Annotated in this window: 20 protein-coding genes; 11 read left to right on the top strand and 9 right to left on the bottom strand. The window is 59.8% G+C overall.

The annotated features are described in order from the left end of the window. Window positions 1-62 precede the first annotated feature (62 nt). Window positions 63-1454 (bottom strand): threonine synthase, encoded by a 1392-nt coding sequence (thrC, locus tag AEAC466_RS24430; RefSeq protein WP_031238023.1) that lies wholly within the window; start codon window positions 1452-1454, stop codon window positions 63-65. A gap of 97 nt (window positions 1455-1551) precedes the next feature. Between thrC and proB the strand changes: the two genes are divergently transcribed. The 6 genes from proB (at window position 1552) to phoB (ending at window position 8360) form a co-directional block, all read left to right on the top strand. After that, window positions 1552-2679, top strand: coding sequence for a glutamate 5-kinase (gene proB / locus AEAC466_RS24435; protein ID WP_023456326.1), 1128 nt, complete (start codon window positions 1552-1554; stop codon window positions 2677-2679). 96 nt (window positions 2680-2775) lie between these two features. After that, window positions 2776-4050, top strand: coding sequence for a glutamate-5-semialdehyde dehydrogenase (locus AEAC466_RS24440; RefSeq protein WP_023456327.1), 1275 nt, complete (start codon window positions 2776-2778; stop codon window positions 4048-4050). Window positions 4051-4084: 34 nt separating this feature from the next. Next, window positions 4085-5152: a glycosyltransferase family 4 protein gene (locus AEAC466_RS24445; RefSeq protein WP_023456328.1), complete on the top strand. Its 1068-nt coding sequence runs from the start codon at window positions 4085-4087 to the stop codon at window positions 5150-5152. 182 nt (window positions 5153-5334) lie between these two features. After that, entirely contained in the window at window positions 5335-6837 is a 1503-nt protein-coding gene (locus AEAC466_RS24450; RefSeq protein ID WP_023456330.1) for a sensor histidine kinase, read from the top strand. A 123-nt stretch (window positions 6838-6960) separates the two neighbouring features. Continuing rightward, window positions 6961-7659, top strand: coding sequence for a phosphate signaling complex protein PhoU (phoU, locus tag AEAC466_RS24455; RefSeq protein ID WP_031238027.1), 699 nt, complete (start codon window positions 6961-6963; stop codon window positions 7657-7659). Between the two features lie 11 nt (window positions 7660-7670). Continuing rightward, on the top strand, window positions 7671-8360 hold the full coding sequence (gene phoB / locus AEAC466_RS24460) for a phosphate regulon transcriptional regulator PhoB (RefSeq protein ID WP_023456332.1): 690 nt from the start codon (window positions 7671-7673) through the stop codon (window positions 8358-8360). Window positions 8361-8367: 7 nt separating this feature from the next. Here phoB and AEAC466_RS24465 read toward each other — a convergent pair whose 3' ends face one another. The 4 genes from AEAC466_RS24465 to AEAC466_RS24480 form a co-directional block, all read right to left on the bottom strand. After that, window positions 8368-9153 (bottom strand): alpha/beta fold hydrolase, encoded by a 786-nt coding sequence (locus AEAC466_RS24465; RefSeq protein ID WP_023456333.1) that lies wholly within the window; start codon window positions 9151-9153, stop codon window positions 8368-8370. A 130-nt stretch (window positions 9154-9283) separates the two neighbouring features. Beyond that, window positions 9284-10300 carry an aspartyl protease family protein gene (locus AEAC466_RS24470; RefSeq protein WP_023456334.1) on the bottom strand — a complete coding sequence of 339 codons (1017 nt, stop codon included), beginning with the start codon at window positions 10298-10300 and terminating at the stop codon, window positions 9284-9286. An 81-nt stretch (window positions 10301-10381) separates the two neighbouring features. Continuing rightward, window positions 10382-10960, bottom strand: a complete 579-nt coding sequence (locus AEAC466_RS24475; RefSeq protein WP_023456335.1) for a nucleoside deaminase — start codon at window positions 10958-10960, stop codon at window positions 10382-10384. A 3-nt stretch (window positions 10961-10963) separates the two neighbouring features. Beyond that, complete coding sequence (locus AEAC466_RS24480) at window positions 10964-11866, bottom strand: Hsp33 family molecular chaperone (RefSeq protein ID WP_031238028.1); 903 nt, start codon at window positions 11864-11866, stop codon at window positions 10964-10966. Window positions 11867-12076: 210 nt separating this feature from the next. Here AEAC466_RS24480 and serA point away from each other — a divergent pair, with 210 nt between their 5' ends. Next, window positions 12077-13999: a phosphoglycerate dehydrogenase gene (gene serA, locus AEAC466_RS24485; RefSeq protein WP_023456337.1), complete on the top strand. Its 1923-nt coding sequence runs from the start codon at window positions 12077-12079 to the stop codon at window positions 13997-13999. Between the two features lie 208 nt (window positions 14000-14207). On the opposite strand, the gene AEAC466_RS24490 is transcribed toward serA, so the two are convergent. Continuing rightward, complete coding sequence (locus tag AEAC466_RS24490) at window positions 14208-14708, bottom strand: hypothetical protein (protein WP_023456338.1); 501 nt, start codon at window positions 14706-14708, stop codon at window positions 14208-14210. 544 nt (window positions 14709-15252) lie between these two features. Between AEAC466_RS24490 and AEAC466_RS24495 the strand changes: the two genes are divergently transcribed. Both AEAC466_RS24495 and AEAC466_RS24500 read left to right on the top strand, forming a co-directional pair. Then, entirely contained in the window at window positions 15253-17082 is a 1830-nt protein-coding gene (locus tag AEAC466_RS24495) for a DEAD/DEAH box helicase (protein WP_023456339.1), read from the top strand. Between the two features lie 187 nt (window positions 17083-17269). Then, window positions 17270-19198, top strand: coding sequence for a M1 family metallopeptidase (locus AEAC466_RS24500; RefSeq protein ID WP_023456340.1), 1929 nt, complete (start codon window positions 17270-17272; stop codon window positions 19196-19198). A 98-nt stretch (window positions 19199-19296) separates the two neighbouring features. Here the strand turns inward: AEAC466_RS24500 and AEAC466_RS24505 are convergent, their stop codons facing one another. Beyond that, on the bottom strand, window positions 19297-20295 hold the full coding sequence (locus tag AEAC466_RS24505) for a sugar kinase (RefSeq protein WP_023456341.1): 999 nt from the start codon (window positions 20293-20295) through the stop codon (window positions 19297-19299). Window positions 20296-20308: 13 nt separating this feature from the next. After that, window positions 20309-21145, bottom strand: a complete 837-nt coding sequence (locus tag AEAC466_RS24510) for a 2-keto-4-pentenoate hydratase (protein WP_023456342.1) — start codon at window positions 21143-21145, stop codon at window positions 20309-20311. A gap of 174 nt (window positions 21146-21319) precedes the next feature. Between AEAC466_RS24510 and AEAC466_RS24515 the strand changes: the two genes are divergently transcribed. Continuing rightward, window positions 21320-21772, top strand: a complete 453-nt coding sequence (locus tag AEAC466_RS24515; RefSeq protein ID WP_023456343.1) for a carboxymuconolactone decarboxylase family protein — start codon at window positions 21320-21322, stop codon at window positions 21770-21772. Window positions 21773-21811: 39 nt separating this feature from the next. Beyond that, window positions 21812-22678 carry a sigma-70 family RNA polymerase sigma factor gene (locus AEAC466_RS24520; RefSeq protein ID WP_023456344.1) on the top strand — a complete coding sequence of 289 codons (867 nt, stop codon included), beginning with the start codon at window positions 21812-21814 and terminating at the stop codon, window positions 22676-22678. Between the two features lie 64 nt (window positions 22679-22742). Here the strand turns inward: AEAC466_RS24520 and uxaC are convergent, their stop codons facing one another. Then, the gene (uxaC, locus tag AEAC466_RS24525; RefSeq protein WP_023456345.1) at window positions 22743-24155 is read right to left on the bottom strand and encodes a glucuronate isomerase; all 1413 of its coding nucleotides are present in this window, start codon (window positions 24153-24155) and stop codon (window positions 22743-22745) included. Window positions 24156-24166: the final 11 nt, after the last annotated feature.

Here is a 24166-nt window from a genome sequence, read left to right on the forward strand (position 1 = left end):
TATCAGACCATCTGGGCAAGAGTTTGCGGTAATTGTATCAAGGCTGACGCTTAAGCCCGTTGTTAGGCGCGGCGCTGAAACGCCTTGACCGCCTCCATGGCCGCGAACTCATCATTGCGGATGGGGTGGATGGTTTCCTTTTGGCCATGCAGTTTTTGGATCGCTTCCGGAACTTCGGGCGCAAAGCCCAGGGCCGATGTCACAAACGCCGGGAACTTGGCAGCATGGGCGGTCGACAGGGCGATCTGTGGTATAGCCTGGTCCTTGCCGCGCTTGAGGGCGGCGGCCACGGCCACGGCGGTGTGCGGGCAGATGACCCGGTTCCATTGCTTGTAGGCATAGGCGATGGTTGCCTTTGTCTCGTCTTCGGAAATGGAGCTGGCCGTCACTTGAGCGTTGAGCGCGTCCTGGAGATCCGGCGCGATAAAGGCGTTGCCGGTGGCGTTGAAATTGTCGAACAGCCCCTTGGTGCCTTCCGCCTGACGGCCGGAGGCTTCGAAGATCAGGCGTTCAAAATTCGACGGCGCCTGAACGTCCATTGACACCGACGCCGTTTCGACGGCCGGACGGCGGACATAGTGGCCGGTATTGATGGCCTGGGCGAGGGCGTCATTGCTGTTCACGGCGGCGTGGATATGGCCGACATTCCCACCGATCTTGCGGCCGACCCAGCCGGCGAACGCGTCGCCGAAATTTCCGGTCGGCACCACGAATTCCGGATGGTCGGCGCCCGATGCGGCCGCGGCGGCGAGATAATAGGGCACCTGACCCAACAGACGGCCCCAGTTGATCGAATTGACCGACGAAATCAGGCCGTACTGCTTCAATTCCTCTTCGCCCAGCAAGCGTTTGACCATGCGCTGACAGTCGTCGAAATCACCTTCGACGCCGATATTGAGGACATTGTCGGCCTCTACCGTGGTCATTTGCAAGCGCTGGACCGGCGAGACGCGGCCAAGCGGATGGAAAACGACCAGCCGGACATGTTCGGAACCCGCAAAGGCGCGCACGGCCGCCGCGCCCGTGTCACCGGAGGTGGCGGTCACGAGGGTCAGCTTTTCGCCCCGTTGCGCCAGGGCCGCATCGGTCAGGGGGGCAATCATCTGCATCGCCATGTCCTTGAAGGCCAGGGTCGGCCCGTGCCATAGCTCAAGAATCCACAGATTGTCTTCGACCTGGACCAAAGGTGTCTGCCCTGCGCTGTTCAGGAAGGCGGCCCGGGTGCGCGCGGCGGCCTTTTGCACGGCATCTGCCCCCAGGACATCGACGCCGAACAGAGTCAGGAGCTTTTCCGTCAGCAGGCCGTAATCACCGGCCGAAGCGGCGTTCAGGTCGAAATCCGGAACAGGATAGGTTTCAGGCACATAGAGGCCGCCGTCGGGCGCCAGGCCATCGAGCAAAGCGCCGGCGAAGGTCCGGGGTTCACGAAAACCGCGTGTGCCTATATAGTTCATTTTGTTACCATTTTCCCGCTGAACAATCGCTTGCTTAAGCCGGTCCTTGTCCGTAAAAGCGCGCCCTAACACTTTACGTCCGGTTAGAAAACCCCTGATGACATCCGAGGCTTTAAAATCCGTGCTGGCAAATGCCCGCCGCATCACGATCAAGGTCGGTTCGGCCCTGGTGGTCGACAGCGCGACCGGCGTGGCGGATGCCGCCTGGATGCTCGGTCTGGCGCGCGATATCGCCGACCTACGGGCCGAGGGCCGATCGGTTCTTTTGGTGTCGTCAGGTGCCGGCGCGCTGGGGCGTCGTTATCTGGGTCTGAAGCGGGCCAAGCTGAAACTGGACGAAAAGCAGGCCGCTGCTGCTGCCGGGCAGCCCCGTCTGATGAGCGCGTGGGAGGCGGCCTTTTCTCAGGTCGGGCTAAAAACCGCTCAGGTTCTGCTGACGCGCGAGGATACCGAGAAGCGCCGACGCTGGCTCAATGCGCGCGCCACGGTTGATACCTTGTTCGATATGGGGTGCGTGCCGATCGTCAACGAAAACGATACGGTAGTGACCGAAGAAATCCGCTACGGCGACAATGACCGGCTGGCCGCGCGGGCGGCGCAACTGATCCGCTCCGAAGTGCTTATTCTCCTGTCGGACATCGATGGTCTGTATACGGATGATCCACGCCGCAATCCGGACGCGCAGCATATTCCTGTGGTGGAAAAACTGGATGCGTCGATCGAAGCCATGGCCGGAGGCGCCAATGAGCAGGCCGGGGTGGGAACGGGCGGCATGGCCACCAAGATCGCCGCCGCCAAGATCGCCGGGTCAGCCGGTTGCGCCACCCTTATTGCCTTCGGCCAAACAATCCGCCCGCTGTCGAGCATCGAAAAATTCACGGTCATCCGGCCTCAGTCGTCGGCGACGGCGGCCTATAAGTCGTGGATCGCCGGAACGGTGGTCCCGGCGGGCAAGCTGATGCTCGACGAAGGGGCGGTGCGCGCCCTGCACAACGGCAAGAGCCTTCTGCCGTCCGGTATCGTCGATGTCGTCGGCGCCTTCGACAAGGGTGACAGTGTATCGATTGTTTCGCCATCGGGAGCCGAAGTGGCGCGCGGCATCGTCACCTATTCCGCCGCGGCCATCCGCCTGATCCGGGGGCGGACAAGCAAGGATATCGAAAGTCTGTTGGGGTATACGGCCGGGGATGAAGTTATTCACCGCGACGATATGGTGCTGGTCTAGCCACCCGCCGTTGCCGGCCGCGACGGATGATATCGCATGAAACGGTCGTAATTATCAGCATTTGCGCTATATAGGCCCTGAAGAAGGAGCCTTCCGATGGACGACCAAAGCGCCGTATCCCTGACCGACCTGATGACCGCCATGGCCTCGAAAGCCAAGGCCGGCGCGGAAGCCTTGCGTCTGGCCGGCCCGGAGGTCCGCACAAAGGCCATTCTGGAAGCCGCCCGGTCGATCCGTAGCCGTGAAGCGCAGATACTGGCGGCAAACGCGAAAGATCAGCAGTTCGCCCGCGACAAGGGGCTGACCGATGCCATGATTGAGCGCCTTATCCTCAATCCGGCGCGCGTTGAAGCCATGGCCCGGGGATTGGAAGAGGTCGCGGCCCTGCCCGATCCGGTGGGGCGCGAGCTGGCGCGCTGGACGCGGCCCAACGGCCTCGATATCGCGCGCGTCTCCACGCCCATCGGTGTCATCGCCATCATTTACGAAAGCCGCCCCAATGTCACCGCCGATGCGGCGGCCCTGTGCATCCGATCGTCCAATGCGGCCATTCTGCGCACCGGCTCGGAAGCGCTGAATTCGGCCCTGGCTATCTATGCGGCCTTCGAAGACGGGTTCCGCGCCGCCGGTCTGCCCGACACCTGCGTGCAATTGGTGCCGACCTCCGACCGGGATGCGGTAGGCCTCATCCTAGGCGGGCTTGATGGCGCCATCAACCTGATCATTCCGCGTGGCGGCAAGTCCTTGGTGGCCCGAGTAAAGAAGGAGGCGCGTGCGCCGGTTCTGGCCCATCTGGAAGGGCTCAACCACACCTATATTCACGCCGACGCTGATCCGCAAAAGGCCGTGAGTGTCACCCTGAACGCCAAGATGCGTCGCGTGTCGGTCTGCGGCGCGACGGAAACCCTTCTGATAGACGCGGCCGTGGCGAATGTCTTGTTGCCCCAGGTGGCAGAGGCTCTCGCGGCGGCGGGTTGCGAACTGCGCGGCGATACGACGGCGCAGAGCCTGTATCCCATGGCGGCGGCAACCGAAGAGGATTGGCGTACGGAATATCTGCTGCCGATCATCGCCATCCGGGTGGTTGACGGGATCGATGGCGCCATCGCCCATATCAAGACCTATGGGTCCGGCCATACCGAAGCGATCATCACGGAAAATGCTGTTGCGGCTGAAACTTTTCTGAACGCGGTCGATTCCGCTATTGTCATCTGGAATGCCTCGACGCAGTATGCCGATGGCGGCGAATTTGGGTTCGGCGCCGAAATCGGCATCTCGACGGATCGTTTGCACGCGCGCGGGCCCGTAGGTGTCGAACAGTTGAACACCTTCAAATATGTTGTTCGGGGCGACGGCCAAACCCGCCCCTAGTTCCGGTGGCCTTTAGTTCCTGTGATTCTGACGGATGAAAATCGCGATCGTATTGCCGCCGGTCTATGCCTTTTGTGCGCTTTACCCGCATTCCATTGAAACCGTGATCAGGACGCTCGCGGCCGGATTGCCCGCGGAAGATCAGTTGCTGGTCATCTGCGACACGGGCGCTAAGGCCCGGTGCAACATCCCGGTGGTGGAGGTCGCCAATAGCTGGCACCGCTCACGCGACATCATTGCCGCCCTTCGCGCCTACGATCCGGACATTATCGAATTTCACCAAAGTGCCGCCATATTGCGTCCGGTCGCCAAGGCGTTCCGCGACCGGGCAACTGTTTTTTACCGTCATAACTACGTCAAGCCACCAAAGAACCGTATCGATGCATGGCGCGTGACGCGCCGGCTGCGCTATTTCAAGACATTGGTCTTTGTCAGCGACGATACACGCGAAGATTTCTTGAGCCATTTCAGGGGACTGGCCGACAAAAGCGTCACTATTCATAATCCGATCCAGATCGACCAATGGAGCGGCAATCCGGACGACAAGGACAGGACCATCCTGTTTTGCGCGCGCACCGTGCCTGAAAAAGGCCTATCGCCAATGATCGACGGTCTGCTGGACCTGTTGCCGCGCTATCCGCAGTGGCGCGGTGTTTTGTTGCTTGGCGATTTTGCCGCCGGAGGGGCATGGGCAGGCGCACAAGTCGCGCGGCTGGCGCCCATCGCGGACCAGGTGTCGATTCTGAAAAACCAGAGCCTGGAAGACGTGCGCCACCATACGCAGCGCGCGGCGATTGCGGTTATTCCGTCTATGTGGCGTGAGCCGTTCGGCCTTACCGCACTCGAAGCCCACGCGGCCGGCTGCGCCGTCGTGTCGTCGGGCAGCGGCGGCTTGCGTGAAGTCAGCGGCCCCCATGCGGTCTTCCTGGATGAGGTAAGCGGTAGCGCGATAGCCGCCGCCGTCGCAAGCTTGATAGACGCGCCGGACGAACGCAAGGCCTTGGCACGAAATGGGCAGGCGCACGTCAGGCATGCCCACGCCCTGCCGACACGCATGGCCCAGATAGCTGACGTGCGCCGGCGCATGACGGTAAATCGCTAAAGATTTGCGGTCGAGGAGGCTGTCATTTAACTGTCTTGAAATCCCTTTATGGACAGGGTTCTTTCTGTCACAATCAGAACGTTTAACAGGTTTTTGGTTTTGCCGCGCTTTCTGTCCGAAGACCGGGCCATTGGCGCGGTAGTCTCACCTTATCGGGAAGCGCTCTAAAGTTCGGCTTATTTATGGACAAGCGTCAAAGCGTCTGGAAGTTCATTCCACTGGGTACCGTCTTGGGGTGCGCTGTCCTGATTGCGATGGCTTTTTATCCTTCGCTTCATATCTTTCTGGTTTTTGTCGCGCTGCTGATCATTGGCTACACAATGATCAAGTATCTGGTGATGATTGGGGATGCCGAAGAGCGTATCAAGGCGCTGAAGGCGCCGGAAAAGCAGGTTAAGGTCCAGCCCGAAGGGCCAAGTTTTCAGGAAGTGCTGCGCGCGGTCCCCGACCCGGTAATGATCGTTTCGGGCCATGAACCCGACGATATCGCCGCCCGGCGTGTCATCTTCGCCAATGCCGCTGCCCAGATCGTGTTTCATTTGCGCGCCGATGGCGGACCTCTGGTCGGTGCCATTCGTGTGCCGGAAGTGCTGGAATGCGTCGATGAGGCGCTGTTCGGCGGCATCAGCGGTTCCGTCGATTTCGAAACCAGCGGCGGCGCCCGTGATCAGTTCTGGCGCGCGTTTTCCTCGCCGCTGCCTATGGAAAACGTCACCGATGGCCAACGTCTCGCCCTTCTAGTCATCCGCGATGAAACCGATGCGCGGCGCATGGAACGGATGCGGGCCGACTTCCTGGCCAACGCCTCGCATGAGCTGCGCACACCCTTGGCCTCCATCACTGGCTTCATCGAGACCCTGCGTGGCCCTGCAAAGGACGACGAAAAGGCACGTGACAAATTTTTGACAATCATGAGCGCCCAGGCTGACCGTATGGGGCGGCTGATTCAGGACCTTTTGTCCCTGTCGCGCATCGAAATGAGCGAACACGTGCCGCCGTCGGGCGAAGCAGACCTCGTTTCGGCGGTCAAGGATGTCACAGACAGCCTGTCTTTGATCGCCCAGCAGAAGCATGTCCGTCTACATGTCGATGCGCCGCGTCCAGGCCTTTATCCCATTATCGGCGATCGCGATCAGATCCTTCAGGTCGTGCAAAACCTGGTCGATAACGCGCTGAAATACGCGCCCGGCGAGTCTCAGGTCAGTATATCGGTCTGCTTTGACGTGCCCCTGCCGCAGGTTACTTCGCTGAGCGACAAACAGGCGGCGAAGCTGGTGCTGCTGCGGCCGGACCGCAATGTGCATGACCACTATGCCCGCATTACCGTGCGCGACGAAGGGCCAGGTATCAAGCGTGAATTCCTGCCGCGTCTGGCGGAGCGTTTTTATCGTGTCGAAGGTCAGAAAAGCGGCGACCGCCTGGGCACCGGCCTGGGGTTGGCCATCGTCAAGCACATCATCAACCGCCACCGCGGCGGGTTGGTGGTGGAAAGTCAGGGGCCGGTTTCGGCGAACCACGACGATATCCTTGAGCGTGATGGCAAGGTGGCCGCTATTGCGCAACCGACCCCCCGCACATTCACCGCTTTTAGTGCTTACTTCCCCCAGATGCGCGCCTTTGGCGACGCTCCTACGCCGCGTCTGGTCGCTTCAGAAACCGCTGTCGGGCTTAAGGATGCGGGTTAACCCCCTTTTTCAGTCGCCCATTATAAAACTGTCACAAAAACCGCCTAATGGGCTATAGTTCCTGACAATTCAGGCGCCATGGCGTCAGGCTTCAGATCAGGGAATATCAAGGTGCCGATCAAGATGAACAATCATATCGTCAAGACTTACGGCGACGAACTCGACCAGCTTTCCGCTGAGGTTGTCCTGATGGGGGGGCTGGCCGAGGCTCAGGTTGCCGAAGCTGTCGAAGCTGTTGCCCGCCGCGATGTCGCCTTGGCGCAAAGCGTCGTCGGTCGCGATCACAAGCTCGACGAACTGGAAAAAGACATCGAGCGCAAGTGCATTCGATTGATCGCCCTGCGTCAGCCTTTGGCCGAGGATCTGCGTAAGACCGTCGCCGCCATGAAGCTGGCGACCGCTCTGGAGCGCACCGGTGATCTGGCCAAGAATATCGCCAAGCGGTCCTTGGTCATTTCCGAAGCTGAACCGATGACACCGCTGACGCGTTCCATCGAACGGATGGGTAAGCTTGTGTCGTCACGTCTGCGCGACGTGCTGGACGCCTACAAGGGCGGCAAGGCCGACCTGGCCCAGAGCGTCTGGGCTTCGGATACCGAAGTCGATGAACATTACAACGCTCTGTTCCGCGAACTGCTGACCTACATGATGGGCGATCCGCGCACCATCTCAGCCTGCACCCACCTGCTTTTCATGGCCAAAAATCTGGAACGCATTGGCGATTACGCGACCAACATGGCCGAACATATCAATTACGAGCTGACGGGCGAAGACTATGTCGAAAGCCGCCCGAAGGCCAATACGCTGAGCAATCTGGAATAGATTAGAGTGTTATGAAGCCCTACATCATCATTGCCGAAGACGAAGACGCGCTGGGGACCCTGCTCAGCTATAATCTTGAGAAGGAAGGCTACGAAGTCGGTCTGGCGACGGACGGCGACGAAGCCCTGGTGATGATCAAGGAGCGTGTGCCTGATCTTCTCGTCTGCGACTGGATGATGCCGAAGGTATCCGGCATCGAGGTCTGCCGCCGCGTGCGTCAGCAAACCCAGACGCGCAACCTGCCCATAGTCATGCTGACCGCACGCTCGGAAGAGACCGATCGTATCCGGGGCCTGGATACCGGCGCGGACGATTATGTCGTCAAACCGTTCTCCATGGTCGAGCTGATGGCGCGTATTCGCGCAGTCCTGCGCCGCATTCGTCCGGCCCTGTCGGAAGACCGGGTCGAATTCGGCGAGATCAGCGTTGACCGCCTGTCTCATCGTGTTCAGCGTGCCGGCCGCGACATCCATCTGGGGCCGACGGAATACAAGCTGCTCGATTATCTGATGCAATATCCCCGCCGCGTTTTTTCGCGTGAACAATTGCTCGACGCCGTCTGGGGTAATGATGTCTATGTCGAAGCCCGCACGGTTGACGTCCATGTCGGTCGCCTGCGCAAGGCACTGAACAATGGTGCCGATTTCGACCCGATCCGTACGGTTCGCTCAGCCGGCTACTCGCTCGACGTTCAGGGCTAAGGCCCACCTAATTCGTCCCGAGGGCCGTGCGGCGTAGGATCAGGTCTGCCGTCTGTTCTGGCTGGTCCCACATCGGAAAATGCCCGCACCGTTCGAACCAGTGCAGCGTGGCGTGCGGAAATGCGGCCAATGCCCGCTCGGCCTGGGCGGGCAGGCACAGGCGATCCTGGCGTCCCCAACCGATGGTGACCGGACCCGATGATGCCGCCGATGGTCCCGTTTGCATCGGGCTGTTGTACAGGTCGGTGACGAGAGCGGTACAGGTTCCGGTGTTGGCGAAATGCTTCAATTCATCGGCTGCGAAATCGGACGGGAGAGACGAAGCGCGCGCCGACAGTTGCAGCAGGAGCAGGTTGCGCAGGACGGTATTTTTTGCCAGGGCCGGCAGGCCTGCTTTCAATCCGCGCAATAAAAGCCCTGACGCCATCAGACTGGCGTCGAAATAGTTGCGCTCCCATCCTTGCCAAAAGCCGCCGGGATCAAGCGCGACCGCGGCGCCAACCAGACCCCGCCGCGACAGTTCCAGCACCATGCGCCCGCCCATCGAACTGCCAACCACATCAACTCCTTGCCAGCCTTCCCGGTCTAACAAACGTTCGACCGATGCGGTCAAGCCGTTGAATGTACCGCTGTCGCCCTCTGCCGGTGCATCTCCATGGCCGGGCAGGTCAATCACGATCACCTCTCGCGCAGAGGTCAGTCGGGGCAGAACCAGGCGCCAGGATTGCCAGGTACCGCCCAGACCATGAATGAGCAGCAGTTTGGGACCGTTGCCTTGACGATATCGGATCATCGATCTGTCTTGTGGCATTGATCGTCTGGCCTGGTGTGTATTTAGACATGAACCGGTTCGAGGCGTTTCGCGGCCCGATTTGCGCGAAATCCAGCATTATGGCCGCACGCGTAAGGTTTCGATATCTCTATCAGGCCGTGCGGTCTATTTTTACGCCCGGCAGAAGTCTGGGCGGCGCGAGGCTGAGGTCGAAGCGGATTTCCTTACTGCGGTAGTCGATAGTCACGGCCGAAAATTGCCGCAGGTAATCCATGCCGATCAGCAGGGCAGGGCGTTGCCGCAGTTTCCAGACACTGAAATCCGGCACGTCGGCGATCACCAGCGTGCCGTCGGTAAAGGTCAGGTCCTGTAGTCGGATACGTTTGACCGGCAATATATCGCCGGTGAATTCGCCGCCCGTAACGCCGGTCAGCGTCATCGTGCCGCGTGAGCCAAGCTGGCGGTTGCGCGCCTTCAATGCGGTCATCAAGGCGACATTGCCGACCGAAACCTCGGCGCCGGTATCGATGAAGGCAGTGGCGGACATGTTATCGACCAAGCAGTCTATGATACGCAATCGGCCATCGCTGCCCTTGGTGTGTATGTGTGTCGATTCCACGCCGCGTCCGGGTGTGTTGGGCTTTGATTTCGGCTGTTCTATACGCATGAGGCGGTGCTGGAAATCGAAGGTGACACGCGTCCCATTGATGACGTCCAGGCCAAGATAGCCATCGGCGAACAACGAGGTGCGCGGCAGCACGGGCAAGTCTAGACCCGTACGGTTGAATGGCCCAAAGGAGAGGCTGTCTATATGACTGCTCGGGACCTCGATGCGCTTCGATATGCCATCGATGGTCACCGGCCTGCCGGCAGGCAAGGCGAGACGCATGGCGACATTATCCGCGATGACCGATCTTTCGGCGCCGGTGTCGACCACGAAGTGATACGGGCCTTGGCCATTGATTTGCACGTCGATTGTCAGGTGGTTGGCGAGGTCCCTACCGGCCGCTAGATTGGCCGTGTCATGGTCGGCATCCGTGCCCGGTGGTGGCGCGGCCGTTATCGTCTGGGGGAAGGCGTGGCTCGCGCGCAGAGCACCGGCAATGGCCACAGCGCCCGTACAGCCGATCAGGCCGCGTCGCGATGGATGGCGGAATAGGCTGGTCATGGACGTTTCCCCGGCCGGGTTATATTTTCAGGCCAGGGATTAGCATAACGCTGTTTTTCAGACGTGCAATCTCCGCATGTGTCAGAGCCCCAATCCGGCGCGCTGGCGGGCGGCATAGAGGTCAGTGCCCGGCGTGGTATAGGCCTCAAGCACGGCTACGGCATCCAGTCGGTGAACGTCGGTTATTACGTCAATGCCGCGCCCGCGGTAGGTGTCAGCCCAGTCGCCGCGCTTGTCGCCTTCGTCGAACTGAACGCGGCGGTCGTCGGCGGCGCGGGCGGAGCAGACAAGACGCCGAACCCCCGTCCAGGGAATGGCGCCGCCACACATGGCGCAGGGTTCGGAACTGCTGACCAGCTCACAGGCGCTGATCGGCACGTCGCCATTGGCCAGCCGACGTTCGGCCAGGCAGATCGCGACCATTTCGGCATGCAGGATAGACGACTTCTCACGCAGGGCCAGGTTGACGCCAAGCGCGACAAGGCGACCGGTGCTCATTTCGAACACCGCAGCGGCAAAGGGGACGCCTGTGCCTTCCATGACCGTGCGTCGAGACATCTCGATCACGAAAGCCGCGCGTGCCTCGATGGTTGCGAAAATTGGCGCGGCTTCATTGATCTCATCGACCCAGGCGGGCGTGGAAAAGCTGAAGCCGGCCATGATTTACAACCCGACCAGAAAGGTTTTGGAGCAGTACTCGCAGGTGATGTGCACCTTCCCGTCGGCTTCGAGCATTTCAGCCTGTTCCTCGGGGCTGAAGGACTGCACCAGACCTTCGACACGGTCCTGGGAGCAGCGGCATAGCTTATGTATGTGCTTCGGGGCCGATAGCCGCACGCCGTCCTCATGGAACAGGCGGTAGAGCAGGCGGTCGGCGGACAGGTCGAAATCAGTCAGCTCTTCCTCGCCCAGGGTTTCGAACAGGGCGCGGATATGCTGGAAGGACTCTTTGGTTTCGCCACGGGTTTCATCGGCGGCGATGGCCTGGATCATGGCGCCGGCGGCGCGCCAGTGACGCCCGTCCAATCCGGTTGTCTCGCTGACGGCCAGCTTGATCTGGGTCGGGACCTGCTCCGACTGGGCGAAATAATGTTCGGCACACAGGGCGAGGCTTTCCCCTTCGATCGGAGTAATGCCCTGATACCGCTCACCATGATCTTCCGGATCGAGAGTCATGATGAAGGTGCCCTTGCCCAGAAGGCTTTGGGCGCCGAGGCTTTGGAACTTGTTTTCATTATTAGCGATAAGGGCATCCAGTTCGGCGCGGTCGAAGCGGCAGAAGCCCCGCAGGCCGCCGCGCGTATCGTAGTCGGCCACGACATAGCGCACAACGCCATCGCCCTGGGCCTGAAGGATCAGCCGGCCCTCGAATTTCAGCGATGCCCCGACCAGCACGGCCAGCACGCAAGCTTCGCCAAGCAGGTTGGCGATCACCGGCGGATAATCGTGCGCCTTTAGGATCTGGTCTATCGTGTCGCCCAGCCGGACCACACGCCCGTGGACAGGATGCGCCTCGATGACGAAGCGGGCGGAATAGTCTTCGGTGGGGTCGATGGTATCAGGCATGAATTCAGTAGATTTCGTTGCAGAATTTACGGGTTTTGCAGGCTTTTGGGTCATTGGACAACAGTTTTAAAGAATTAAGCCGCCACATGCCATAATAAATGGCGAAGGCGGTTGTGCGGGGGGCACTTTTATCTTATTTGGCGCGCGACTGTAAAAGCCGGGCGAACGGCTCCTGTGAGCCTTTGACGCCCTTAGATAGGCGTGACCGCTATGAATGCAAGCTTCCCCCAACCGACCCTCGCCACCCTGGTGCTCGATTTTGATTCGACCTTCACCTCGGTCGAGGCGCTCGATATCCTGGCGGAATTGCTGTCTGCGGCTGATCCGGCCCGGGCGGCGGATGTCGCCCATATCAAGAGCCTGACCGATCAGGCGATGTCCGGCGAAATCTCCTTTGCCGACGCGCTCAACCGCCGCGTCCAGATTCTCAAGCCGACGCGCGATGACATCGCCGCCCTTATCGAAGTGCTGAAAACCAAGGTGTCGGTGTCCATCGAACGCAACCGGGCGGTTTTCGGAGAAAACCCGGGCAAGTTCCGGATTATTTCCGGTGGCTTTCACGACTTTATCGACGCGGTCGTCGCCGATTATGGCATCGCCGCCGAATATGTGCTGGCCAATCGCCTGATCTGGAATGAAGACGGTGTCGCGACGGGTGTCGATCAGACCAACCCGCTCAGTCAGGATGGCGGCAAGATTACCGCTGTCGGCCAATTGGGCCTGACCGGCGATATCGTCATGATCGGCGATGGCTGGACCGATTTCGAGGTGTACAAGGGCGGCGCGGCCTCGCGTTTCTATGCCTTCACGGAAAATGTGGCGCGCCCGAAGGTGGTTGCCGCCGTCACGGGCGATACCGCACATGTCGCCGTGTCGTTCGACGAAGTCCTACACGCAGAAGGATATCAGGGCCGCTACAGCTTCCCGCGCTCCAAGTTGAAGGTGCTTCTGCTCGAAAATATTCACCCCGAAGCGATACGCGCCTTCCGTGAGGAGGGCTATGATGTGACCACCGTAAAGGGTGCGTTGGACGAAGACGACCTTATCAAGGCGTTACAGGGTGTGCACATTCTGGGCCTGCGGTCGAAGACCAACCTGACGGCAAAGGCGGTCGAAGCCGCAGACAAGCTGATGGCTGTCGGCGCCTTCTGCATCGGCACCAATCAAATCGACCTTGAGGCGTGTTCGAAAAAAGGGATCGCGGTCTTCAACGCCCCCTATTCCAATACACGGTCCGTGGTGGAAATGGTCATGGGCCTGACGGTCATCCTGACACGGAATATCTACGACAAGTCGGTACAGATGCACGGCGGCAAGTGGGACAAGTCGGCCACCGGCGCCCACGAAGTGCGCGGCAAGACCTTGGGCATTATCGGTTATGGTGCCATCGGCTCGCAATTGTCGATCCTGGCCGAAGCCTTCGGCATGCGCGTCATCTATTTCGATCTGGCGGAGAAGCTGACGCTCGGCAATGCGAAGCGTTACCGTTCGCTGGACGCGCTGCTGGCCGAAGCCGATGTGGTGTCGCTCCACGTCGACGGTCGCGCGGAAAACAAGAATATATTCGGCGCGGCGCAATTCGCGCGCATGAAGGACGGGGCGCTGTTTATCAACCTGTCGCGCGGTCATGTCGTCGACATCGACGCTCTGTCTCAGGCGCTGCAATCGGGTAAGATCTATGGTGCCGCCGTCGATGTGTTCCCGGAAGAGCCGCGCACCAATGACGATCCCTTTGTCAGTTCGCTGATTGGCCTGAAAAATCTTATCCTGACGCCGCATATCGGCGGTTCGACCGAGGAAGCACAGGAAGCCATTGGCCAGTTTGCGTCCGAACGCCTGCTGAATTTCCTCAATCGTGGGGATACTACCTTCAGCGTGAACATGCCGCATGTTCAGTTGTCGGAAGTTGATGGCCGCCATCGTTTGCTGCACCTTCATAAAAACGTGCCGGGTGTGCTGGCTGCCATCAACCAGATCATGGCCAAGCATGATCTGAACGTGCTGGCTCAGCACCTGAAGACCAACGAAACTCTCGGCTATGTGATCGTCGATGTCGACCGCGGCTATCCGAAGGAGGCCTTGGACGAATTGAAAGCAGTCAACGGCACGCTGAAGTTCCGCTCATTGCAATAGTCGGCGTCGGCTGATCGGTGGGCCCACGTTCAGGGTGCAATTAGGTCTGCTATCGTCCTGTGGGCGATAGATTGGGCCAACACATCATCAGTGTTCGGATGGACTGTTATTCACAGTTCAAGAGTGGACGGGGGTTTGCCGTTCGTCGCGTCACGTTTAAACGGTTGTGTCTATCGCGCGGTTTGGCGCAGTGTAGATGCGTAAGGACTCAATCGAAATAGAGCACTTCGTCCGGTTCTTCGGGCTTAGGCACTTCCTGGATTACCGCTGCGGGGCCATTCGTCACACGTAGCCATGCATCGTACACTTCCTGAGGCACCTTTGCGGGACGCGCGTCGCCCGGTGCCAGTTTTTGAATGAAGTTAAACTTCAGACCCATGCGGTTCGCCATCGACCAGGCAGCGGACCCGCGTTTGACCATTTGGCTGTTCAGGTCGATCAGCCAAATTTCGGATGGAATATGCGACAGGGCTTCCATGGCAACACGGGCGCCGGTGGCGCTCGAATCCAGGATGCGGCAGTTGATGATCTGGTGGTCGGAGAGAAACAGCAACACCCCGGTGTCGTCCCGCACATGACGGGGTTCAGACCGGCGATCACTATATTGATCTGGCATGATCACTTCCACCCCATCGCTCGATTGCGGTCGGCCGGAGAAGCTTGGCGTTGCGGACTTTACCGTCGAAGGTTGGCGCGAGGGTGTGTTCATGGGCATCAGTCTGAATGTATAAATATTTAGCGCCACGGCATGTGCACATGGCTGATCGATAAGCGGACGCATTACAGATACTGAGCAATGCCAATGGATTTGGCTGGAGCTCACACGACGCCTGGTGTTTTCACATTGGCGCATGTAACCTTGCTGTGCGGAACTTTAACGCCTGATAGTTTATAAAAAATGAGTCGGTGCCCAAAAGAGATGCGGCGCATGCAAAATGCCTGTGGATTTAAATCTATGGCGACCCTTGACTTTTCATAGGACAACAGGCATTTACCGGCTCTCGCTTATGCGAAATAACTATTTCGGCATTTTCGCCGTTAATCTGGCCGCGTGAGGTATGCCTTTTTGAAGGTACATACCGCCAGTTCCCAAGAACGGTTTACCAAACCTTCTGCCCCTAACAAAAATACCGAAGTCCGTGACACGCGAACGCTTCGACCCTCACCTCCCGATCTGTGATGGCACAGATGCGGGTAAGGGCCGTTGTGAAGGCGTGTGCTTTCGCGAAGCCCGAAGCTTTTGAAAGATCTACGTGACCAAAACCTTTTCCGATCTCGGCCTGTCCGCCACCCTGCTGCTGCAACTGGAACGTTCCGGCTATACCACGCCGACGCCGATCCAGGCCCAAGCCATTCCCCACCTGCTGAACGGCCATGACCTGCTGGGCATCGCCCAGACCGGCACTGGCAAGACGGCCGCCTTCGCCTTGCCCATCCTGCAAAAGGTGCTGTCCGAGCGCAAGATGCCCGTGACGCGCCAAACGCGCGTCCTGGTTCTGTCGCCGACGCGCGAACTGGCTTCGCAAATCGCCGACAGCTTTGCGCAGTATTCGCGCGGCACCGGCCTGCAGATCGCCACCATCTACGGCGGTGCCAAATATGGCCCGCAATATAAGGCCCTTAACAACGGTCTCGATATCCTGGTGGCCACGCCCGGCCGCCTGATCGACCATATCGAACAAAAGACCGTCGATCTGTCGGCTGTTGAATTCTTCGTTCTGGACGAAGCCGACCAGATGCTCGACCTGGGCTTCGTCAAGCCGATCCGCCAGATCGCCTCGCGCATCAAGGGCGCCCGTCAGAACCTGTTCTTCTCGGCCACCATGCCGAAGGAAATCGGCCTCCTGGCCTCCGAACTGCTGAAAGACCCGAAAAAGGTCGAAGTCACACCGGAAGCGACGACAGCCGAACGCGTTGAGCAAAGCGTCATTTACATCGAGGCGGTGCGCAAGCGCGCCCTGCTGACCGAACTGTACGCCGAAGACAAGCTGTCTCGCACCCTGGTCTTCACCCGCACCAAGCGGTCGGCTGACAAGGTTGCCGCCTATCTGCAAGCCGGTGGTATCGAAGCCGCCGCGATCCACGGCGACAAGTCGCAAGGTCAGCGCGAACGCGCCCTTCAAGCCTTCAAGGCTGGTAAGGTACGCGCCTTGGTCGCCACCGATATCGCTGCGCGCGGTATCGACGTCGACAGCGTCTCGCACGTCATCAATTATGAGCTGCCGAACGTGTCGGAAGCCTATGTTCACCGCATCGGCCGTACTGCCCGCGCCGGCAAGACCGGGATCTCTATCAGCTTCTGTTCGGACGACGAACGCAAGATGCTGAAGGATATCGAACGCATGACGCGCCAGCGCATCCCGTCGTTCGACCGCCGTAAGGACCAGGCTTTGAAGCTGCTTGACGAAGCCATGCTGGCGTCCGGCGTTGCTGAAAAGCCGACCACTCCTGACCGTATTCCGGCCAAGAAGGAAGCGCGCCACATTGATGGCGATGCTGAATTCGTCCATAAGCGTCAGCGCAGCCGTCCGGGCCGTCCGGAACGCACCGACCGTCGCGAGGGCGGTTCGTCCTTTGGCGATCGCAAGTACGGCGCCAAGAAGCGTGATTTTGCCGAACGCCCCGCCAACTATGATCCGATGGCGGCCGAACGTCCGGCGGCTCCGGCTGGCGCGAAGAAGCCTTTCGTCAAGAAGGATTTCTCCGAGCGTCCGGCTTTTGGCGGCCAGAAGGATTTCGCCGATCGCAAGCCCCAAGGCCGGAAGAAGCCGTGGGAAGACCGCAACGCCGATGCGCCGCGCGAATTTAAGCCCCGTGAAGACAGGCCCCGTGAAGACAGGCCGCGCGAAGAGCGAGCCGAACGTGGGGCGCATTCGTCGGAACGCCGCACCGAGCGTGGGCCGAAGCCCGAATTCCGTGGCGACCGTCCGGCCAAGCCGGCCGATTTCCGTGGCAAGAAGCCGCAGACCCGCAAGGACAATGCCAGTGGCAAGAATGCCTTTGGCGGAGACCGCAGTCACTACAGCGAAGCGCCACGTCCGAAGTCCGAAGGCGCGCAGTTCAAGCGCCGCAATCGCGCTTAAGACTCGTCGCCTGTCGAATTTGTAACGCGGCCAAAACGCGTGACAATTCAATTTGTTCATCAAGAGCCGTCCGGCGGTTGCGCCGGGCGGCTCTTGTGCTATTTTCACGGTTGTGTGATGTATGGTTTTCGCCTTTAATAGACATGTGCGGATACGCCGTACGCAATGCTCTGAGGACATCCGCCCCATGACAGCCAAAGCCGCGAAGGCCCTGTTCGCAAGCCTTGCCGTCGTCATGACATTGGGCGCTACTGCCATCTTGACCTCGTGCGATCGCAAGGCCCCGGAAGACAACGCGCCGATGGCCATCGTGGCCAAGACCGTTGATCCGCATTCCTATGCTCGCCCGCAGGAGGCGCGGGTCAGTCATGTCGATCTCGACCTCACGGCCGATTTTCAGACCAAGACTCTGGCGGGTACAGCGACTCTGACCCTGATCACCGAAGCCAATGCCAAACAGGTCATACTCGACACGCGCGCGCTGGATATTGAGGCTGTCACAGATGCTTCCGGATCGCCGCTGAAGTTCACGCTGGGCAAGGGCAATGCCATGATGGGCAAGCCGTTGACGATCGAATTGCCACAAGGGGCGCAGAAAATTGTCGTCAAGTATAAGACGACCAAGGACGGGACGGCTCTGCAATGGCTGTCACCGGAGCAGACCGCCGGCAAGAAGTTGCCCTTTCTGTTCAGCCAGGGCGAAGAAATTCACACCCGTACCTGGATCCCGACTCAGGATTCGCCGGCCATTCGTCAGACCTACACCGCGCGCATAGTGGTGCCGCGCGACCTGATGGCGGTCATGAGCGCCGAACGCCTGACACCTGAGGGCGAAAAAGTACAGGGCCATGCAAATCAGCGAGCGTATCGCTTCGACATGAAAGAGCCGGTGGCGCCCTATCTGATCGCCATTGCGGTCGGCGACTTGGGTTTCGCGCCTGAAGGGTCGCGTACAGGCGTCTATGCCGAAAAGGCGACGCTGGCGGCGGCGAAGGCCGAATTCACCGATATGCAGGCTATGCTTGAGGCGGCGGAAAAGTTGTATGGACCGTATAGGTGGGGCCGTTACGATGTCCTCGTCCTGCCACCGTCCTTCCCATTCGGCGGCATGGAAAACCCGACCCTGACCTTTGCCACCCCAACCATTCTGGCGGGTGACAAGTCCCTGGTGTCACTGATTGCGCATGAACTGGCGCATAGCTGGTCAGGCAATCTGGTCACCAACGCGACCTGGGAAGACTTCTGGCTCAACGAGGGCTTTACGGTCTATTTCGAAGGCCGCATCATGGAAGAGGTTTATGACAAGGACCGCGCCGACATGCTGCGCGTGCTTGGCTGGCAGGACCTGCAAGCGACGCTCAAGGACCTCAACGACAGCGGCAAATCAGATTTCACGCGGCTGCATCCCGACCTGCGCAATATCGATCCTGACGATTATTTCAGTGATGTGCCCTATGAAAAGGGTGCGGCCTTCCTGCGCATGTTAGAGGCCCATTTCGGCCGCAAGAAACTGGATGCCTATCTCAAGGGTTATTTCCAGCGCTTCGCCTTCCAGAGCATGACCACCGACGCTTTCCTGGTCGATCTGCGCACGCATCTTCTGCATAACGACAGTGACCTGGAAAAGCAGCTCAAGATTCGCCAGTGGCTATACGACAAAGGGATGCCGGACAACGCGATCCCGCCAACCTCAGAGGCGCTCAACGAAGTATCGGCGCAGGTAGCGGCCTTCATGGAAGGTGCGTCGGCGAAATCTCTTAGCGTCCAGGGCTATAGCTCTCCGCAGTGGCAATATTTCTTGACGCACCTTCCGGACAATCTGTCTCCGGACCAGATGGCCGATTTGGACGCCGTCTACGGGTTCAGCAAGTCGCACAACTCGGAGATTCTGTTTGCATGGCTGCAACAGGCAATCAAGCATCAGTACCAGCCCGCCCTGCCGGCGGTGCGTGAGTTCCTTGTCTCGCAAGGCCGCCGCAAGTATGTCGTGCCGCTTTACAAGAGCCTGATGGCACAGCCGGGATGGGGCGTCGATATGGCCAAGTCGGTCTATGCCGAGGCAAGACCCGGCTATCACGACGTTACGCGCGGCACTGTGGACGATATCGTGAAATAGACGCCGGGCGTGCGCGGCGGTATAATCGCTAGAGCTTTCGTCGGCTCAGTTGAGCCGCCTCATGCCGAAAAATGGGGTCCACTTTTCGGCATGAGGCTCTAGCGCTTTACATCGAAGCCATCGTCGCTCAGGAAGGCTTCCAGGTCGGCCGGGGTCGCCAGGCTGGCGTCACCCGGTTGGGCGTGTTTCAGGCAGGCGCAGGCAATGCCGTAATCCAGAGCCTTTTCATCCGTCGCACCGGTCAGCAGGCCGTGCATGACACCGGCGGCAAACGCGTCGCCGCCGCCTATGCGATCGACGATGCGCTCAATGCTATAAGTGTCGGTTTCCAACGACCGGTCGCGCAGATACATCAGGCCGGTCAGGCGGTTATGATCGACATTGACCTGCTCCCGGCGGGTGCATATCAGACGCTCCAAATTTGGAAAACTGGCGAAGGCATGATCGGCGGCGGCGCGTTCATCAGCAAAGCGCTGGCCAGAGACCAGTTCGATATCGCGGTAGCCGCCGAAGATTAGATCGGCCTGGGCCATCAGCTGCGTAATATAGGCCGGCGCATCGCCGCCCCAGTCGGCCCAGAGTTTGGGGCGGTAATTGCAATCGAACGACACCTGAACGCCCAGCGTGCGCGCCTGCTGCATGGCGTTGAGCGCGGCGGTAACGCAGTTTTCCCCCAATGCCGCCGTCACGCCCGAGACGTGGAGCCAACTGGCATCTTGTAACAGGGCGGGCCAGTCGAGCTGGCTGAAGTCGGCGACCGCAAAGGCGGAGCCGGCCCGATCATAAACGATATCTGACGGGCGATGAATCGCGCCGGGCGTCAGGAAATAAAGCCCCATGCGTTGCGGCCCGCGGGTGATGTTTTGCGTGCCGACGCCCCATCGGCGCAATTCGTTGATTGCCGCCGTACCCAGGCCATTTTCGGGTACCCGGCTAACCATCCGGGTATCATGGCCCAGACGGGCCAGGCCCACGGCGACATTGGCTTCCGCCCCGCCGACAACCGGTTGAAGCGGCGCCAACGCCTCCAGGACATGCCCGCCGGTAACGCTCAGGCGGATCAGCAGTTCGCCGAAACAAACAAAGCTCTTGGACATGCGGGTTCCTCGATCAGGCGATTTCAGTGTGGCGGGTGGTCAGAGGTTCGACACGCAAACGGATTTGCGCCTCTTTGATGCCCGAGAACGTAATAACAGAAGTTTGACCCGCTGCAATGCTGTGCACGCCCGTAGTCTGGCCGGTGGACACCAGTTGCCCCCGTTTGAGCGGACGGCCGCGTTGCGCCAGGTGTCCGGCCAGCCAGGCCAGCGCCTGAAACGGGCCACCGGGCATGACGAACAACCCGCCTTCGCCAACAATCTGGCCGTCGATTTCGGTCTTCGATTTGAAATTTTTCAGCGCGTCCGGCGACACAGTATCTAGCGTGGTGTCGGAATCGATTTCCAGCAGCTTGGGGCCGAGGATTTCGCCGAAATTGTTGCCGAAATCCGACGCGGTAACGGTCGGGCCTAATTCATTGATCTTGGGGAAGGGGGAGCCCGCCACTTCGACGCCGGCGAACAGGGCGTCGCAAAGGCGCAGGGCCTCTTCTTCGCTATATTCTGTTTTTTCCGGATCGGCGTCGTGGTCGATGCGCAGGACAAATTCGGCTTCGACCGCCGCGAACCCGCCGGTAAATACGGGATAGACCAGTTCTTCGCCGGTGTAGTCTTTCAAGGTGTTGGCAAATATGGGACCGGCCATGCGTTCGCCGTGCCGGGCCTGAAAATCGGGATGGATGCGGGCGATCTTCCAACCGACGAGCGGTTGGTGCCAGGCGTCGAGGGCGGCGTCCTGGATGCGGTAGGAATCAGCCATCGCCTCAGGGATATCACCAGGATATTCGACCAGGGCCGCCGCGGTCTTGCGGGCGGTAACAAAGCGGTGGGCGATATCTGCGTGCGTCATCTGGCTTACCTTACTTTTCTGGTGGGGCGGAACCTATGTGATACCGGTGTCATGATCAACAGCAAAAATGCCAACCAGGACCTGTGTCCCTAGCTGATTACAAAAAAATAGCGGGCGATGTCACACCGCGACCGGCTGGCTCGTCTCTCTTTCACCCACACAGGAGAGACTATCATGAATTTCAATCGTCTGAATATCGCGGCCTTGGCTGCCGAAGGATATAACGGCATGACCGCCGTCGAAACCTATCTGCACGGTGCCCTCGATGCGAAACTTATCAGCTTGGTCAAGCTGCGCGTCTCGCAGATCAATGGCTGCGCCTTCTGCCTGCACATGCATCGCGAAGAGGCGTTGAAGGCTGGCGACACGGATGTCCGCCTCAACATTCTCAATGCTTGGCAGGAATCACGCATGTTCACAGCCAGGGAGCGTGCCGCTCTGGCCTGGGCGGAAGCTCTGGCGCGGATTGCCGAAGATCGCGCCGAGGACGCCACCTATGCCCAGGTAAAGGCAGAGTTCAGCGACAAGGAGATGGCCGATCTGACCTTGTGCATCGCCATGATCAACGCCTGGAACCGGATTGCCATCTCCATGCGCTTCCTGCATGCGGCGGATAAGGCGGCGTGATATCCGTAGCGGAGTCCAGTCTTCAAGGAAGGAGCAACCATGGACGTCGACTGGTTTGAAAGTGAGCGCAGATACCTGCTCGGCGTCGCCTATCGTATGCTGGGTACGATGGCCGAAGCGGAAGACGCCGTGCAGGATACGTTCCTGCGCATCCGCGATACCGACCCGGCTGGGATCGCCTTCAGGCGTGCCTATCTGACCCGTATTGTCACACGTATCTGCCTGGATGTGCTCAAGTCGGCACATCGGACACGTGTCGACTATGTCGGTCCGTGGCTGCCCGAACCGCTGCACGACATCAGTGATTTCACCGGAGCGTCATCGGCCTCGGAGCTGGCCGACGACTTCTCCATGGGCCTTCTCTATGCCCTTGAACGCCTGACGCCGCTGGAACGCGCCAGCTTTCTGCTCCACGACGTGTTCGATATCGGCTTCGCGGATATCGCCGCGACTCTGGACCGATCCGAGGACAGCTGCCGCCAACTGGCCTCGCGCGCCCGGGCCCATGTGCGGTCCAGCCGTCCCCGTTTCAAGGTGGCGCCGGACGATGAACGGCGCTACCTCGAAGCCTTTGTCACGGCTTCGCAAAAGGGAGATGTCGCCGCGCTGGAAGCCATGTTGGCCCAAGACGTTAAGCTGTATTCCGACGGCGGCGGCAAGATATCGGCCGCCATAAACATCCTCGAAGGACCGCGTCGCGTCGGCGCCTTCATGGCGGGCATTTATCAGAAATTCCGCAATCATACGACGGCGCGGCTGCGTTACGACCGTGTCAATGGCGCGATGTCGTTGCTCACGACGCACGCCGATGGCTACACGGACGTCATGAGCCTCGAAATCCAGGACGGACAGATTCAGGCCATCTGGTTCCAGCGGAACCCGGATAAGCTGACCCGTGTGAATTAGCGTGGAAGGCAAGGAAACCCAGACGCTAGTTGCCCAGGAGCGAACTGGCGTCAATCCGGTGGCTTTAGAGCTTGTAGGCAGCCTTCGGCAGATTGTAGGTCAGGTCCTGTATAACGTCGCTTGCGTCCTCAATGGGCAGGCGATGTTCGGCTACCAGGCGTGCCAGGAAGTTGGCGTCGATGCGGCGGGCGACATCGTGGCGGGCCGGAATGGATAGGAAGGCGCGCGTGTCGTCGTTGAAGCCGACCGTATTATAGAAACCGGCTGTTTCGGTGACCTGCTCACGGAAGCGCGTCATGCCTTCGGGGCTATCGTGGAACCACCAGGAGGGGCCGAGCTTAAGGATCGGATAGTGGCCGGCCAGCGGTGCCAGTTCGCGCGAATAGTTGGTTTCGTCCAGGGTGAACAGGATGACGGTCAGGGTCTTCTCGTTGCCGAAAACGTCGAGCAAGGGCTTGAGCGCGTGGACATAGTTGGTCGGCAGAGGGATGTCGCAGCCCTTGTCGCGGCCATAGGCGTCGAACACCTGCTTGTTATGATTACGGAATGAGCCCGGGTGAATCTGCATGGTCAGGCCGTCGTCGAGCGACATGCGCGCCATTTCGGTCAGCATCTGGGCACGGAACAGTTCGGCATCTTCTGGCGACACATGCTTTTTAAGGACGCGGTGGAATAGGTCCTTGGTATCCGAATGCGACAGATTGGCCGTTTGGGCGGTGGGGTGGCCGTGGTCGGTCGAGGTGGCGCCGTAGGTTTTGAACACGTCACGACGCTTGCGGTGCGCGGCCAGGTAGCCCTTCCAGCTATGGACATCCTCACCCGTCAGGTCGGCGAACAGCTTCAGCTTGTCGTGGAAATCCTCGTGCTCGGGATCAATGACCGGGTCCGGACGATAGGCGGTCACAACGCGGCCCTTCCAGCCGGAGTCCTTGATTTTCTGGTGGTGTTCCAGGGTATCGGTCGGCCCTTCGGTCGTAGCCAGCAGTTCAATATTGAAGCGCTCAAACAGGGCGCGCGGGCGATAGTCCGCCGTCGCCAGCAGTTCGCCGATACGATCGAAATACAGATCGGCTGTCGTTTCATCGAGCGCGACGTTAAAGCCCATGATTTCGGCGAATACATAGGACATCCACATATAGGTGGGTGTGCCGCGGAACAGGTGCTGGTTGGCCGCGAAGATATGCCATGCCTTGCGGGGATCGGCGGCAGACGGACCGGCCTTGGAACCGACGCCGACCGCATCCATGTCGATGCCCTGGCTGTACAACATGCGGTAAATGTAGTGGTCGGGGCTCAGGAACAGCGCAGTGGCGTTTTCGAACGGCTGATTGTCGGCGAACCACGACGGATCGGTATGGCCGTGCGGCGACAGGATCGGCAGGCTCTTTACGCTGGCATATAACTCGCGGGCAATGGCGCGCTGTGTGGGATCGGACGAGAATAGGCGATCAGCATGAAACGAAAGGGGCTTGGGCATGTGGCAACCTT

Source organism: Asticcacaulis sp. AC466, from assembly GCF_000495815.1.
Taxonomy (GTDB): domain Bacteria; phylum Pseudomonadota; class Alphaproteobacteria; order Caulobacterales; family Caulobacteraceae; genus Asticcacaulis.